At 68.7% G+C, this 14,111-nt stretch carries 13 protein-coding genes and 1 tRNA gene; 7 read left to right on the top strand and 7 right to left on the bottom strand.

Features of this window, described 5'->3' with window-relative positions; all coding sequences use genetic code 11:
• Positions 1-9: 9 nt before the first annotated feature.
• Positions 10-903: a c-type cytochrome gene (locus tag ACW4E8_RS24325; RefSeq protein ID WP_456806850.1), complete on the bottom strand. Its 894-nt coding sequence runs from the start codon at positions 901-903 to the stop codon at positions 10-12.
• 460 nt (positions 904-1,363) lie between these two features.
• Here ACW4E8_RS24325 and ACW4E8_RS24320 point away from each other — a divergent pair.
• The 3 genes from ACW4E8_RS24320 (at position 1,364) to arfB (ending at position 2,943) form a co-directional block, all read left to right on the top strand.
• Positions 1,364-1,439, top strand: a tRNA-Arg gene (locus tag ACW4E8_RS24320).
• 236 nt (positions 1,440-1,675) lie between these two features.
• Complete coding sequence (locus tag ACW4E8_RS24315) at positions 1,676-2,503, top strand: MipA/OmpV family protein (RefSeq protein WP_456806849.1); 828 nt, start codon at positions 1,676-1,678, stop codon at positions 2,501-2,503.
• A gap of 35 nt (positions 2,504-2,538) precedes the next feature.
• Positions 2,539-2,943: an alternative ribosome rescue aminoacyl-tRNA hydrolase ArfB gene (gene arfB, locus ACW4E8_RS24310; RefSeq protein ID WP_414218619.1), complete on the top strand. Its 405-nt coding sequence runs from the start codon at positions 2,539-2,541 to the stop codon at positions 2,941-2,943.
• An 18-nt stretch (positions 2,944-2,961) separates the two neighbouring features.
• On the opposite strand, the gene ACW4E8_RS24305 is transcribed toward arfB, so the two are convergent.
• The 3 genes from ACW4E8_RS24305 to ACW4E8_RS24295 form a co-directional block, all read right to left on the bottom strand.
• On the bottom strand, positions 2,962-4,059 hold the full coding sequence (locus tag ACW4E8_RS24305; RefSeq protein WP_456806848.1) for a GNAT family N-acetyltransferase: 1,098 nt from the start codon (positions 4,057-4,059) through the stop codon (positions 2,962-2,964).
• 42 nt (positions 4,060-4,101) lie between these two features.
• Positions 4,102-4,980 carry a protease HtpX gene (gene htpX / locus ACW4E8_RS24300; protein WP_456806847.1) on the bottom strand — a complete coding sequence of 293 codons (879 nt, stop codon included), beginning with the start codon at positions 4,978-4,980 and terminating at the stop codon, positions 4,102-4,104.
• Positions 4,981-5,094: 114 nt separating this feature from the next.
• Positions 5,095-5,502: a hypothetical protein gene (locus tag ACW4E8_RS24295; protein WP_456806846.1), complete on the bottom strand. Its 408-nt coding sequence runs from the start codon at positions 5,500-5,502 to the stop codon at positions 5,095-5,097.
• A 133-nt stretch (positions 5,503-5,635) separates the two neighbouring features.
• Between ACW4E8_RS24295 and ACW4E8_RS24290 the strand changes: the two genes are divergently transcribed.
• From ACW4E8_RS24290 to ACW4E8_RS24275, 4 genes are all read left to right on the top strand, one after another.
• Positions 5,636-6,091 carry a Cd(II)/Pb(II)-responsive transcriptional regulator gene (locus tag ACW4E8_RS24290; RefSeq protein WP_010812157.1) on the top strand — a complete coding sequence of 152 codons (456 nt, stop codon included), beginning with the start codon at positions 5,636-5,638 and terminating at the stop codon, positions 6,089-6,091.
• 163 nt (positions 6,092-6,254) lie between these two features.
• Complete coding sequence (locus ACW4E8_RS24285) at positions 6,255-6,434, top strand: hypothetical protein (protein ID WP_456806845.1); 180 nt, start codon at positions 6,255-6,257, stop codon at positions 6,432-6,434.
• 196 nt (positions 6,435-6,630) lie between these two features.
• Entirely contained in the window at positions 6,631-7,050 is a 420-nt protein-coding gene (gene rnk / locus ACW4E8_RS24280) for a nucleoside diphosphate kinase regulator (RefSeq protein ID WP_456806844.1), read from the top strand.
• A 281-nt stretch (positions 7,051-7,331) separates the two neighbouring features.
• Positions 7,332-7,745 carry a hypothetical protein gene (locus ACW4E8_RS24275; protein ID WP_035816072.1) on the top strand — a complete coding sequence of 138 codons (414 nt, stop codon included), beginning with the start codon at positions 7,332-7,334 and terminating at the stop codon, positions 7,743-7,745.
• A 158-nt stretch (positions 7,746-7,903) separates the two neighbouring features.
• On the opposite strand, the gene ACW4E8_RS24270 is transcribed toward ACW4E8_RS24275, so the two are convergent.
• The 3 genes from ACW4E8_RS24270 to pyk all read right to left on the bottom strand — a co-directional run bounded on the left by ACW4E8_RS24270 (position 7,904) and on the right by pyk (position 14,010).
• A complete protein-coding gene (locus ACW4E8_RS24270; RefSeq protein WP_456806843.1) occupies positions 7,904-11,050 on the bottom strand; it encodes a multidrug efflux RND transporter permease subunit in 3,147 nt (1,048 codons plus the stop codon).
• Between the two features lie 403 nt (positions 11,051-11,453).
• Complete coding sequence (ypfJ, locus tag ACW4E8_RS24265; protein ID WP_456806842.1) at positions 11,454-12,323, bottom strand: KPN_02809 family neutral zinc metallopeptidase; 870 nt, start codon at positions 12,321-12,323, stop codon at positions 11,454-11,456.
• Between the two features lie 223 nt (positions 12,324-12,546).
• On the bottom strand, positions 12,547-14,010 hold the full coding sequence (gene pyk, locus ACW4E8_RS24260; RefSeq protein WP_456806841.1) for a pyruvate kinase: 1,464 nt from the start codon (positions 14,008-14,010) through the stop codon (positions 12,547-12,549).
• Between the last annotated feature and the right edge of the window lie 101 nt (positions 14,011-14,111).

The following is a 14,111-nucleotide window of genomic DNA, read 5'->3' as shown; positions in this document are numbered from 1 at the left end:
CGGGCGGACTTACTTGGCGGCGTTGGCCATGTAGTCCGAGGCGGCGATCACGTCCGCGTCCGGGCCGGCGTAGCCACCCTTGGGCGGCATCACGCCCTTGCCCTTGAGCGCAAAGTTGTGGACCGCGCCCATGCCTTCCTTCAGGCGCGGTGCCCAGGCGGCCTTGTCGCCGAACTTGGGCGCGCCTGCCACGCCGGCGGCGTGGCAGGCGGCGCAGACCTGCTCGTAGACCTTCTTGCCCACGTCGGCCGAAGCGGCGGCCGGCGCAGCAGCGGGTGCGGCGGCAGCAGCTGCCAGGGCCGCAGCAGCGGGAGCTGCCGGTGCAGGCGCGGCAGCGGCGGCCGGTGCGGCGGCGTCAGGGGCCGCGGCGGTCGTCGGCGCGGCCGCCGCCGGGGCAGCCGGTTCCGGGAACTTGGCACCGCCGGCGTCGGCCATGTAGACCACGGCACGGGCCAGTTCGAAGTCGGCGTAGTCGTCCGGCGTGGTGCCGGCGCGCGCGGCCATCGCGCCCTTGCCGTTCATCACCGACTTCATCAGGCCGTCAAAGCCCTGGCCGATGCGCGCGGTCCAGTCGCCGGCGGTGCCGTACTTGGGTGCACCCGCTGCGCCGGTGGCGTGGCACGCGGCGCAGATTTCCTTGTAGACCTGCTCGCCCGTCTTGAAGACGCGAGGCGCGTTGGGATCCTTGATTTCGAGCGAGGCGACCGGCTTGATGCGGTCGTTGACGGCTTCCGCCGTGGTGACAGCTCCGGCACTTTCAGTCGAGCCGTGTCCGACAAAGTTGACCAGCAGAATGATCACGATGATCGGCACCAGGAAAGCCGCGACCACAACTGCGATCAGCTGCTTCGGGGTTTTGATGGGAGACTCGTGTTCGTCGTGTTCGTTGTGGACGTCGCTCATACAGAACTCTCAGTTTTGCAGGAAACCTTCTGGCCGCTTACGCTCGGCTTGCTTATTCTGGCCCGGTCTGGTCATTCGCTGACCGCTATCCGGCCCCATCCGGACCGCCCGTGCTGCCTGCGGCCCTTGCCTGACTTGGGTCTGTCGCTATTTGCGCGCTGCGGACTGTCTCCCGGACCGGGCCTGATTGTCGCCGACAACAAGCCGCGCGGCCTTGACCCCGGTCGACTCATTGCATCGGCGGTGTGGCAGGCACGATTTGACGCAAATAGCTGGCGATTATAGCGCCAAAGGCCCCCCGCCAGTGCCAAAAAGCGGCGGTTGCGAGACGTTCCCTGAAGCCCCTGGCGGGCCCGCATGGACGGCACGGGGCAAAAGCGGTATCCTATGCGACTTTCCTGCGGCGGCACTCGCCCGCCACAACCGCTGTACCCACAAACCGGTTGCAAAACCGTCCTGTGCGCCCGTAGCTCAATGGATAGAGTACTGCCCTCCGAAGGCAGGGGTTGCTGGTTCGATCCCAGCCGGGCGCGCCAATTTCCTTCCTGATCTGTGATGGCCGTGGCCATGCCTGTGGCAATGGCCGGGATGCTGCCGTTCGCGGCCTGAGTGCGCGCCGCCACGGCAAAGCCCGCTATGCCGGGGCAGCCCGGGCGGGGACTGGCACTTAATGCGCCCGCTGAAAACTTTCAGCACGGATGTAGTCGTGCTGCGCGCCTGTGCTGATAGATTCACCCGATCGCATCCAACCACCCGCCGTCGGGACGACGCCATGGCAACTCCGAAAATGCACCGGCGCAGCAGGCGCGCCGCGCTCGCAGGGCTGGCGCTGGCGGCCGCTGCTGCCACGGGTTATGCCGCGCCGCTGAACCTGCCCGGCTCGCTGCCCAATATGGCGGGGCTTGGGGTGGGCTCGACCACCGAATTCGCCGGCGGCAAGGACCGCATGATCGGGGTGGTGCCGGGCCTGCGCTATGTCACGCCGGGCGGCCGGCTGCTGGAATGGTACGGGCCGTACGCGCAGTTCAATTTCGGCGGGCTGACCGGCTTCCAGTGGGGGCCGGCGGTGGCGCTGCGGCTGGGGCGCAACAACGTGGACGATCCCGTGGTCGCGCAACTGCACGAGATCGACACCACGGTCGAGGCCGGCGGCTTTATCGGCTATGAATACCTGAACCAGGGGCGCATCCCGTGGCGGCTGCGTGGCGGCATCAACGTGATGACCAACGCCGGCATCGTTTACGGCGGCACGCATATCGTTGCCACGGGTTCGCTGTGGGTGCCGCTGCATCCGCGTGTCTATGCGGGCGTTGGCCTGGGCGCGACCTGGGTCAGCGGCAGCTTCAACCGCACCTACTTCGGCGTGACGGGGGCGGACGCCGCCGCCAGCGGCCTGCCCGCCTACAGCCCCGGCGGTGGGCTGGAGCAGCTCACCGGCTGGCTGGCGCTGATCTACCAGTTCAACAAGCACTGGTACGGCGGCGCGATGGTATATGCGCAGCGGCTGACCGGCGACGCCGCCGCCAGCCCCATCGTCACGCAGCGCGGCACGCGCAACCAGCTGACCTACGGCGTGGGCATTGCCTACGCCTGGCGTTAGTCCGGTCCTGCCGGGCCGCTTGCTATGATGCAGCCATGACCGACGACCTCGTCATTCCCCACCACGAATACCTGATCACGGCGATCCGCGCGCAGGGAGCGGGCGGCCAGAACATCAACAAGGTGTCCAATGCCGTGCACCTGCGCTACGACGTGCGGGCATCTTCATTGCTGCCCGACCACAAGGAGCGCCTGCTGGCGCTGCACGATCATCGCATCACGCGCGACGGCGTGGTGGTGATCAAGGCCCAGCAGTTCCGCAGCCTCGACCAGAACCGCGACGAGGCGGTGCGGCGGCTGCATGAACTGGTGCGCAGCGTGGCCACGCCGCCGCGCGTGCGCCGTGCCACGCGGCCCACGCTGGCATCGCGCCGGCGCCGGCTGGAGTCCAAGAGCCAGCGCAGCCAGGTCAAGGTGCTGCGGGGCCGGGTGGTCGACTAGCGCCGCAGCAGTCCGATTTCAGGTACCGGTCTTGAATACCGCGAGCGCCGGCGCGTTGTCGCCGGCATCCGCCTGCGGCGGCCCGAAGCGCGCGCCCGGGCGCCGGTAAGCCGGAAAGAAGCCACACAGGTCGTCCAGCGTGGCTTCGTCGCCGCCAGACAGCGCCACGTACCGGTCGGGGTCCACCACCAGGCGCTGGGTCCGGTACACGTGCGTATCGTGCGAAAAGCCGCGCTTGAACTCGTACAGCGAGTCTTTGGCCGATCCCAGCCCGCCGCCCAGGTGCAGGTAGTGCAGGCCGTTGGTGCGGCCCCATTCGCGCGCGGCATGGATCACGGTCTTGGTCGGCTGGCGGTGGCGGTACGCCCAGTCCCAGGCGGACAGGTGATATTGCATGATGCCCGCACCATGCGCCACGGTGAACAGCGCCGCGCCGATCACGCAGCCTTCTTCCTCCGCGACGAACAGCAGCAGGTCTTCGCCCAGCGTGTGCACCAGGGTGCGGTAGTACTGCGCGTCGAAGAAGTAATAGGGCAACGCGTCCAGACGCGCCATGGTCGCGTTGTACAGCGCGATAAAGCGCGGCAGCGTGGCGAAGTCACGGTCCAGGCGTGCGCTCACGCCCGCGCGCCGGGCGCGGTTGATCTCCTGCCTGTGGCCCGCCCTCGTTTCGTGCCACAGCCGCTCGGCGCTCTTGGTCAGGTCGACCGACACCGTCTCGCCCTGTTCGACCACCAGCCCGAGGCGGCTGTCCCAGTCGGCATTGAGCAGGGGGTGCAGGCGGATAAACCACGACACGCAGCCGTGCTCGCGCAGCAGCGCAAGGGCGGCGCCCAGGGCCTCGTCGGCAAAGCCGGCCGGGGCATCGGTGCTCAGCACCGGGCCGCCGTAGCCATAGGCCGAGGTGGCGTCCCAGTTGCCGCAGGCAATGGGCCGGCGCACCAGCGGAACCAGCAGCTCGTGGGCGCCGTCGCGCACCAGCACCGCGGCGGCGCTGCCGTGGTCGCTGCGCTCGGCGGCGGTATGCCAGCCAGGCTTGTGGTGGCAGTCATGGCGACATCGGGCCAGCGTGTCGCGCCACGCAGGGCTTGTCGGTTCCAGCAGGCTCGATCGCATCGAAGCCTCCCTGTCAGGTGGCCGGCGCGCTTGCGCCCGGCTTCAGCGCGCGGATTGCAGCGCGGCAATGCGCTGCTCGATGGGCGGATGGCTCGAGAACAGCGCCAGCCACGACTTGCCGCCGGCGATGCCCATCGCCTGCATGTTCTGCGGCAGGCCGTCCGGGTCCAGGCCGCCCAGGCGGCGCAGTGCCGACACCATCGGCGTGGGCGAACCCATCAGGCCGGCCGCGCCCGCGTCGGCGCGGAATTCGCGGTGGCGCGAGAACCAGGCCACGATGATGCTGGCCAGGATGCCGAACACGAGTTCGCAGACGACCACCGTGACCATGTAGCCGATGCCCGGCCCACTCGATTCCTCGTCACTCTTGCGCAGCATCGAGTCGACGAAGTAGCCGACCACGCGCGCCAGGAAGATCACGAACGTGTTGACCACGCCCTGGATCAGCGTCAGCGTGACCATGTCGCCATTGGCCACGTGCGCCACCTCGTGCGCCAGCACCGCTTCGACTTCGTCGTGCGACATCGACTGCAGCAGGCCGGTGGACACTGCCACCAGCGAGCTGTTCTTGGTTGCACCGGTGGCGAAGGCGTTGGGTTCGCCGTCGTAGATGGCCACTTCAGGCATGGGCAGGCCGGAGCGCTGGGCCAACTTCTCGACGGTCTGCACCAGCCACAGCTCGGTGCTGGTGCTGGGGTGGGTGATGACCTGTGCGCCGGTGGACCACTTGGCGATGGTCTTGGACATCAGCAGCGAGATAAAGGCGCCGCCGAAGCCCATCAACGCGGCGAACGCGAGCAGGGTGCCCAGGTTCAGGCCGTTGGCGGTCAGGTAGCGGTTCACGCCCAGAACGCTGGCGGTGACGCTGAGGACAAGCATGACGGCGAGGTTGGTCGCCAGGAAAAGCAATACGCGTTTCATGAGTATGTGGTGGAGCAGTACGGCGGAAAGACGCGGACGAGCCGCAGGCGCGCGCCGCACGCGGGGCACGGCACACAAGAACGGGCGAGCGCGGCCAGGGCCGCGCCCGGGGATTCAGGCGCGCGGCGGACGCTGCAGCAGTGGCAGGTCGGGTTCGGGCAGCGGGGCGCCGGCATAGCGCGGCGGCCCGGCGCGACCGAACCAGGTCGCAAGGTGCAAAGGTGGCGCCGGCAGGAGCTGCTCGGCGAGATCGGCACCGGGCTGCAGTTGTGGCTCGGCGGTTTCGGAGGAGGGTGGCGGCTGGCCACCCGTGGCGGCATCGTCGTCGAGGTTGCCGCTGCCAGCGGTGGTGGCGGGCGCGCCCACCGCATCGGCAGGGGACGCCACGGCGTGCGCGAGCGTGTCCGCCCAGCCCGGGAGAGGCAGGCAGGCCAGCATCAGGATCAGCAGGAGAAGCCGGATGGAGCGCACGCGAAGACGGCTTGTCAGTAAGTGTTCAAGGAATTCTACAGGATGCGCCATGGCGCAGGCCGCAAGCATGAGGGATACCACACCATGCGCAACCAGTTGCCTGGGGCTGCTCAACTTGGACCGGGCTACACTATCGCCTACCCTGTAGTGGTTACAGGGATTGCCTGGCCAGAGAGGAAACGATATGCGCATTGGCGAACTCTCCCGTACCAGCGGCTGCGACGTCGAGACCATCCGCTACTACGAACGCGAAGGGCTGCTCGACGCGCCCCGGCGCGAGGCCAACGGCTATCGCCGCTATGACGACGGCCACCTGGTCCAGCTGAATTTCGTGCGCCACTGCCGCTCGCTCGGCATGGGCCTGTCGGATGTGCGGCGGCTGCGTGAGTTCGAGCGCAATCCGTCGCAGGACTGCGACGACATCAATACGCTGCTGGACCGCCAGATCGCGCAGATCCATGCGCAGCGGGTGGCGCTGGAGGCGCTGGAAGGGCAGTTGCGCGCGCTGCGCGAGACCTGCCACCACCACCAGCCCGCCAGTGAATGCGGCATCCTGCAGAACCTGCAGCAGGCCGCCGCCGGCGCGGCCTGCGAATGCCATGCGGGCGCGCACGAGGCCGGGCCTGCTGCCAACGGGTGACGCGCGCAGGCGCGTCGCTGTGCTACGATGACTGCTCCCGTGATCGCACCACTGCGGTGCACGGGCCCGGCGGCAGCGCAGCCAGTGAGCGATGTAGTGAGCAACGACTTACGTGGCTCGCCTGTTCAGAGCACCATCCGCTGCCCCTTATCAAACCTTCTGCATGACCATGACTGATCGCCTGACGCCGATGATGCCCGATGCGCCTGTCCGCCTGATGCGGACCGGCCGCGCGCACGCGTCCGCGATCGCCACGGCCAACATCCTGCCCCAGCGCGCCACGCGCGCGGTCTCTCCCCGCCGGATCAGCGCACCGCCTGATTCCGCCCGGTTCCCAGCCTGATTCGTCTCCATAGCGGGGCCCGGGCCGAACCGGGCCCGAGCCAGCGTTCTCAGTTTTTCCGGCCACTGCCGCAAGGCCCGCGCCGGATCGTTGATGTCCGCGCTGCTGCGCAAACGCCAAACCTGCCAGACCTGACCGCCGCCGCCTGCCATGCTGACCGGGCCGCGCCAACCACCTGACTGCCGGAGGACCCGCCATGACGGCCACCAAAACGAATACCGCCACCCTGTACCTGACCGAGCTCGACGTGACCCGCCTGGAGCGCATCGCCAGCCGCGCCGGCTCGGCACAGCTTGAGGACATGCTCGACAGCCTGCTGGCGCGCGCCACCATCGTCGCGCCCGAAGAGATCCCGACCGACGTCGTCACCATGAACACGCGCGTGGTCTGCAACCTGCCCGGCGAGCAGGCCCCGCGCAACTGGACGCTGGTGTACCCCGACGCGGCCGACTTTGATGCCGGCCGGCTGTCGGTGCTGTCGCCGGTGGGCCAGGCGCTGCTGGGCGCGCGCGCCGGGCAGACCGTCAGCTACCGGCTGCCCGACGGCCGCGAGCAGCAGGTGAGTGTCGCCGGGATCGCGTTCCAGCCGGAAGCCAGCGGCCAGTACACGCTTTGAGCCGCATCCTGAGCCGCATCCCGGCCGCCTGAGGCGTGCTGCCGGGGCCACGCAGGCGCGTCCTGCGCCGCGCGTGCGCGGCGATCCATGGACACCATTCATCGGCAAGCCAGTCGTTTCACGACTCGCAACGCACCATTCGTCGCAGCGGTATTTCTGCTTGCGCGGACTGTGACTAATCTTCAGTCCGTGCTCGCATCGCAACATAGATTGCGGAGCGGTCGGAGTCTTATCCCGGTCCATACAAGAAAGAACGACGAAATCAGTTGAAGGAGTCCCAAATGATCGCCAGACGTATCCTTGGCGGCGCGCTCGTGTTCGCGGCGGTCGCCGCGTCCGCTGTGGCGTTGGCTGCCCCCGCTGCCAGCAAGGTTGGCAAGTTTGATGTGTATGCCGATGCGCTGAAGGCCGGCAAGTACGATGTGTATACGGACGGCGCCAAGCAAGGCAAGTTCGATACGTACACGGACGGAGCCCGCACTGGCCGCTTCGACCCGTACTCGGAAGGCTCGCGCCGCGACGGCAAGTTCGACAGCTTCACCGAAGGCTCGCATAGCTTCAGCGGCGAGATCTCGAAGAAGGACAAGTTCGATACCTTCAGCGAAGGTGCGCACACCTTCACGGGTGATATTGCCGACCGTGCGCTCGACAATTCCCGCTCGGGTGACGGTTCGCTGTACGGCTATCGCGTCTGATCCTCGCAGGTCTTCCCAAAGACCTCGTGCGGCCACTGCGGTGGCCGCAAGTTTTCTCTCCCGCCTGCCCGGCTGACCTCCTCCTCCTTCTCTCTTCGCCAGGCAGGCGCTTTTCTCTTCCGTCGGCTCGTGACCGCGTCAGCGCGCAGGCATGCCCCTCATGCTGAAGGCGGCTGCGTGGCTGTCGCGTCGTGTCCGGGTTCCGGCTGCGCGCGCGGCAACCTGCGCGCGATCGCTGCATAGAGCAGCGGCACCGCCAGCGTACCCAGCACCGTCGCACCCAGCATGCCGCCCAGCACGCCGGTGCCGACCGCCTGCTGCGCACCCGCGCCCGGGCCGGTGCTGATCGCCAGCGGCACCACGCCCAGCACAAAGGCCAGCGAGGTCATCACCACCGGCCGCAGCCGCTGGCGCGCCGCGCGCGTGGCGGCTTCGACCGCGTCCATGCTGCCCGCGGCGCTGCGCCGCAACTGCTCGGCATATTCGACGATCAGGATCGCGTTCTTGGCCGCCAGCCCCATGATCACCACCACGCCCACCTTGAAGTAGACGTCGTTGGGCATGCCGCGCAGCCAGACCGCCGCGGCCGCGCCCATCAGGCCGGTCGGCACGATCGCGATCACCGCCAGCGGCAGCGTCCAGCTTTCATACAGCGCCACCAGGCACAGGAAGATAAACAGCAGCGACAGCGCGAACAGCCACGGTGCCTGCGTGCCGGTCTGCTCCTGCTCGAAGGCGCGTCCGGTCCAGCGCACGTCGTATTCTGGCCCCAGCTCGCGCACCAGTTCGGCCAGCCGCGTCATGGCCACGCCGGTGGTGTAGCCCGGCGCCACCTCGGCATTAATGTGCACCGAGCTGAAGCCGTCGAAGCGCTCCAGTGTGACCTCGCCGCGTCCCCATTCCAGCGAGGCGAACGCGGCCAGCGACACCATCGCGCCCTTTGCGTTGCGCACGTGCACGCGCGCCAGCTGGTCCGGCTGCATGCGGAAGGGCGCGTCGGCCTGCAGGATCACGCGCCGCACGCGGCCCTCGCGCGCGACTTCGTCGATATAGCGCGAGCCCAGCGTGGCCGACAGCGTGTGGTGCACGGTATCGGCATCGACGCCGAAGGCCTCGGCCTTGCGGTAGTCGATCTTCAGGTCCAGCGCGGGCACCGGCTGGCCGGTGGTGGCGCGCACCTCGCCCAGCACCGGGTCCTGTTTGGCGCGCTCAAGCAGCTTGTCGCGCGCGGCGAAGAGCGCCTCGCGCCCCACCGCCTGGCGCGCCACCAGGCGCATGTCCAGGCCGCCGATGCTGCCCAGTTCCGGCAGCGCCGAGCTGTTGTACGCAAACAGCTGCGCCGCGCCGCGGCCCGGCCAGGTTTCCAGCCCGGCCGACAGCCGCTCCAGCACGGCCTGGGCCGTGTGCTTGCGCCCGCGCGCCTTCCAGTCGGTCAGGCCGATAAACAGGCTGGCGCGCTGCTCGCCGCTGCCGCCGCTGGACCAGCCCAGCACGGCAAAGCTCGAATGCACCGGGTAGTGCTCGTCGCGCATCCACTGTTCCAGCCCGGCCACCAGCCGGCGCGTGTCGGCCTGCGTGCTGCCGGCGGGCAGCTCGACATCGACCACGATCTCGCCGGTATCCTCTTCCGGCAGGAAGCCGCTGGGCATCTTCCACAAGGCGTAGCCGCATGCCAGCGTCAACGCCAGGTAGACCGCCAGCCAGCGCAGCCGCTTGCGCTGCAGCGCCTGCACCCAGCCGGCATAGCGCCCGGTGAAGGCGGCAAAGCGCGCATCGAACCAGGCCAGCGGCCCGCGCGCCGGCGCCGCGCTGTGGCGCAGCAGGCTGGCGCACATGGCCGGCGCCAGCGTCAGCGCAAAGAACAGCGAGAACGCGATCGACACCGCCAGCGTCACCGCGAAGTGCCGGTAGATCACGCCCACCGCGCTGCCGAAGAACGCCATCGGCACGAATACCGCGCACAGCACCAGCGTCACCGCCACCAGCGCGCCCGAGACCTCGCGCATCGAGCGCGCCGCGGCCTGCATCGCGCCCACGCCGTCGGTGCGCATGATGCGCTCGACGTTCTCGACCACCACGATGGCGTCGTCCACCAGGATGCCGATCGCCAGCACCACGCCGAACAGCGTGATCACGTTCAGCGACAGCCCCAGCGCGTACAGGCAGGCGACCGTGCCCAGCAGCGATACCGGCACCACGATGCACGGGATCAGCGTCGCGCGCAGGTTGCCCAGGAACAGGTACAGGATCAGGAACACCAGCACCGTGGCTTCTACCAGCGTCAGCACCACGCGCGAGATCGACGCCTGCACGAAGGTGGCGCCGTCATACGAGATTTCATAGCGCAGGTCGCCCGGAAAGCCCTTGCTGGCGGCATCGAGCGCGGCACGCACGGTGCGCGAGGTCTGCAGCACGTTGGCGCCGTCGGCCAGCTTCAGCCCGATCGACGCGGCGTTGCGCGTGTTGAGCGTGGAGCCGTAGCGGTAGTCGCTGGCGGCCAGTTCCACCCGCGCCACGTCGCGCAGCAGCACGGCGGAGCCATCGGTCGCGGCGCGCACCACGATGCGCCCGAACGCCTGCGCATCGCTCATCGGCGCGGGCGGGCGCACGATGGCCTGGAACGGCTGACCCGGCACTGCCGGCGCGGCGCCCAGCTGGCCCGGCGTCACGTTGCCGTTGCGCGCGCGGATGGCGGCCTCGACCTCGGCCGTGGTCAGGTTGAAGGCGTGCAGCTTGTCGGGATCGAACCAGATCCGCAGCGCGTATTCGGCGCCATACGGCTCGGCCTTGCCGATGCCGGGCATGCGGCGCAGCAGCGGCAACACCGAGCCGGCGGCAAAGTCGCCCAGCGCGGTCTCGTCCAGCTGCCCGCTGTCGGACACCAGCGACACGTACATGAAGGCGCTGCTGCTGGCCTGGTCGACATAGACGCCGCCGCGGCGCACCGCCTCGGGCAGCAAGGGCTCGGCCTGCGCCACGCGGTTGCGCACGTTGACCTGCGCCAACTGCGGGTCGGTGCCCTGGCGGAAGCCCAGCGTCACCGTGGCGGTGCCGCCTTCGCTGCTGGAATCCAGGTAGAGCAGGCCGGGGATGCCGTGCATCTGCTGCTCCAGCACCGCGGTGACGCGGTCCTCCACCGTGCGCGCGGACGCACCCGGGTAATCGGCATAGATGATCACCGTGGGCGGCGCCACCGCCGGGTACTGGGCGATGGGGATGCGGTTCAGGGCCATCAGGCCCGCTACCACGGTCAGGATGGCCAGCACCCAGGCAAACGCCGGGCGCTTCAGGAAAAACGACGCCATGTCAGGTCAGGGCTGGCACGGGCGCACGGCAAGTGAAGATCGGCCGTGGCTCCGGTGCGGTTGGAACGGAACGGCTTGGGTGTAGAGACGCCGCAAGGCTCAGCGGCAAGAGGCGGCAAGTCGCGGCAATGCTGGGCCGATGTTGCCGGCGGGGCCGCGTGTCGGGTCGCCTGTCGGTCAGGGGGCGCGTGGCCCGTCGACCGGGGCCGGCGTGCACCGCGGCGCGTGCAGGGGTCCTGTGGGGAGAACCCGGCGCTGCGGCAGGAAGGATCGGTGAGGATCGACGCCGGCGACTGGCCGTCGTAAAGCGGCCTTGCCGGCGATTATAGACAGGGAACGGGGGGTGGGCAACGCAAACGTCACATTGCCGGCACCCCTCAGACGTCGGGGGTGGAGCCCGCGCTTACAGGTCGCGCGAGGCGAAGGTATCGCACTTGCGGATATCGCCGGACTCAATGCCGCGGCGCAGCCAGCGCACACGCTGCTCGCTGGAGCCGTGGGTAAAGGCCTCCGGCACGACATAGCCCTGCGACTGGCGCTGCAGCCGGTCGTCGCCGATCGCGGCTGCGGCCTTCAGGCCTTCTTCGACATCGCCGGGCTCCAGCAGCTGCTGGTTGGCGCGCTGCGCGGTGGCGGCCCAGACACCCGCCAGGCAGTCGGCCTGCAGTTCCATACGCACCGACAGCTGGTTGGCCTGCGCCTCGCCCATGCGGCGGCGCGCGCTGTCGACCTTGTCCGATACGCCCAGCAGGTTCTGCACATGGTGGCCAATCTCGTGCGCGATCACATAGGCCTGGGCAAAGTCGCCGCTGGCGCCGAAGCGCTGGCGCAGCTCGTCATAGAAGGCCAGGTCGATATAGACCTTCTGGTCGCCGGGGCAATAGAACGGGCCCATCGCCGACTGGCCGGTGCCGCAGGCCGTGGGCGTGGCGCCGGAGAACAGCACCAGCGTGGGGGGCGCATAGCGGCGGTTCAGCTGGGTTTCAAAGATGTGTTGCCAGGTGCGCTCGGTATTGCCCAGCACCTTGCGCGTGAACACCGTCATCTGATCCGTTGCCGGCGGGCGGTTCACCTGCTGCTGTTGCTGCTGCGGGCCGGAGCCTTGCAGCACCGAGGCGCCCTGCATGATCAGCATCGGGTCGATGCCAAAGAAATAGGACGCCGCCAGCGCGACGATGACCGTGCCGATGCCGATGGTCTTGCCGCCGACACCGCCGAATCCGCCGCGGCGGTCTTCAACGTGCTGGCTTTCGGCTTCGTCATCTAGGCGCATGGGGGGCTCCGGGGGGAGGGGGAATTGCAGGGTAGGAGGATGGCAAGCAGTATAGCAATCTGGGGTCAGGTGCTGTCTTCGACACCAAGCCAAATAAAAAAACACCACCCACTCACCCTGGAGACGGGCAACGCAGGCGGTGTGCGGCAAAACAAAGAAACCGGGTTTGCACCCGGTTCCGTCGTGACCTGAACGTTCCGGGACGGGAACGCAAGCAGCGCTGTCAGGCCAAGGCAGCCTCACGCGCAGCCGGTGCGGTTGCCACCGCGCTGGCGCCAACTTCAGCCACGCGCAGCAGGTTGGTCGTCCCGCCTTGCCCGAACGGCATCCCCGCGGCGACGGTGATCTGGTCGCCCGGCACGGCATAACCTTCGGCAACCGCCGCGCGCGTGGCGGCTTCGACCATTTCATCCACGCTCTGCACATCCGGGCTCACGGTGGAGTGGACGCCCCAGGCAATTGCCAGGCGGCGCGCGATCTCCAGGTTCGGCGTGATGCTGACGATCGGCGCGCACGGCCGCTCGCGCGCGGCGCGCAGCGCGGTGGCGCCCGAGGACGTGTAGGTCACCGTCGCGGCGGCGCCGATGATCTGCGTGACTTCGCGCAGCGCCGCGCAGATTGCATCCTGGCGCGTGTTCAGCGGGGTCTCATGCTGGGCATCGAGCAGGTTGCGGTACAGCGGGTCGCGTTCCACCTCGGTGACGATGCGGTTCATCATCGACACCGCCGGCACCGGGTAGCGGCCGTTGGCCGACTCGGCCGACAGCATCACCGCGTCGGCGCCTTCATAGATGGCGCTGGCCACGTCCGACGCTTCGGCGCGGGTCGGCACGGGCGAGTCGATCATCGATTCCAGCATCTGCGTGGCGATCACCACCGGCTTGCCCAGCTGGCGGCACACGCGCAGGATGCGCTTCTGCACGCCGGGGACGCGCTCGGGCGGCAGTTCCACGCCGAGGTCGCCGCGCGCCACCATCACGGAATCGGACACGCGCACGATCTCTTCGAGCTGCTGCAGCGCGGCCGGCTTCTCGATCTTGGACAGGATGCCGGCGCGGGTGCCGACGATCTCGCGCGCTTCGACGATGTCGGACGGGCGCTGCACGAACGACAGGCCGATCCAGTCAGCGCCCAGCGCCAGCGCGAAGTCCAGGTCCTTGCGGTCCTTCTCGGTCAGCGCGGGGATGGGGATCACGGCGTCGGGCACGTTCACACCCTTGCGGTCGGACAGCGTGCCGTTGTTGACCACGCGCGTGGTGATGGTGCCGGTGGTCACAGCTTCGATCGACAGGCGCACCTTGCCGTCGTCGATCAGCAGCGACTGGCCCGGCTGCGCGGCGGCGAACAGTTCGGGGTGCGGCAGGTAGACGCGGGTGCCGTCGCCCGGGGTGGGATCGCTGTCGAGCACGAACACATCGCCCGCGCGCACCGCGACCTTGCCGGCGGCGAAGGTGCCGATGCGCAGCTTGGGGCCCTGCAGGTCGGCCAGGATCGCGATCGGGCGGCCGGTCTCTGCCTCGATCTTGCGCACGGCGTCGTAGCGCGCGCGGTGGTCTTCGTGCGTGCCGTGGCTGAAGTTCAGCCGGAACACGTCGGCGCCCGCCTCGAACAGTTCGCGGATCACCGCGATGTCGGTGCTTGCGGGTCCAAGCGTGGCAACGATCTTCGCTTTGCGCTGGCGTCTCATGATGTCTCCTCTTCCATTCTCGGACGGCGCGCCACGTGGCGCGCCGGGTAATGCTGTTCAGGTGAACTACAGCTTCGGTCCGGCGGTACTGCGCTGACGAC

It is taken from the genome of Cupriavidus sp. CP313, assembly GCF_054072015.1.
This window is presented reverse-complemented; position numbering and strand designations above follow the sequence as displayed.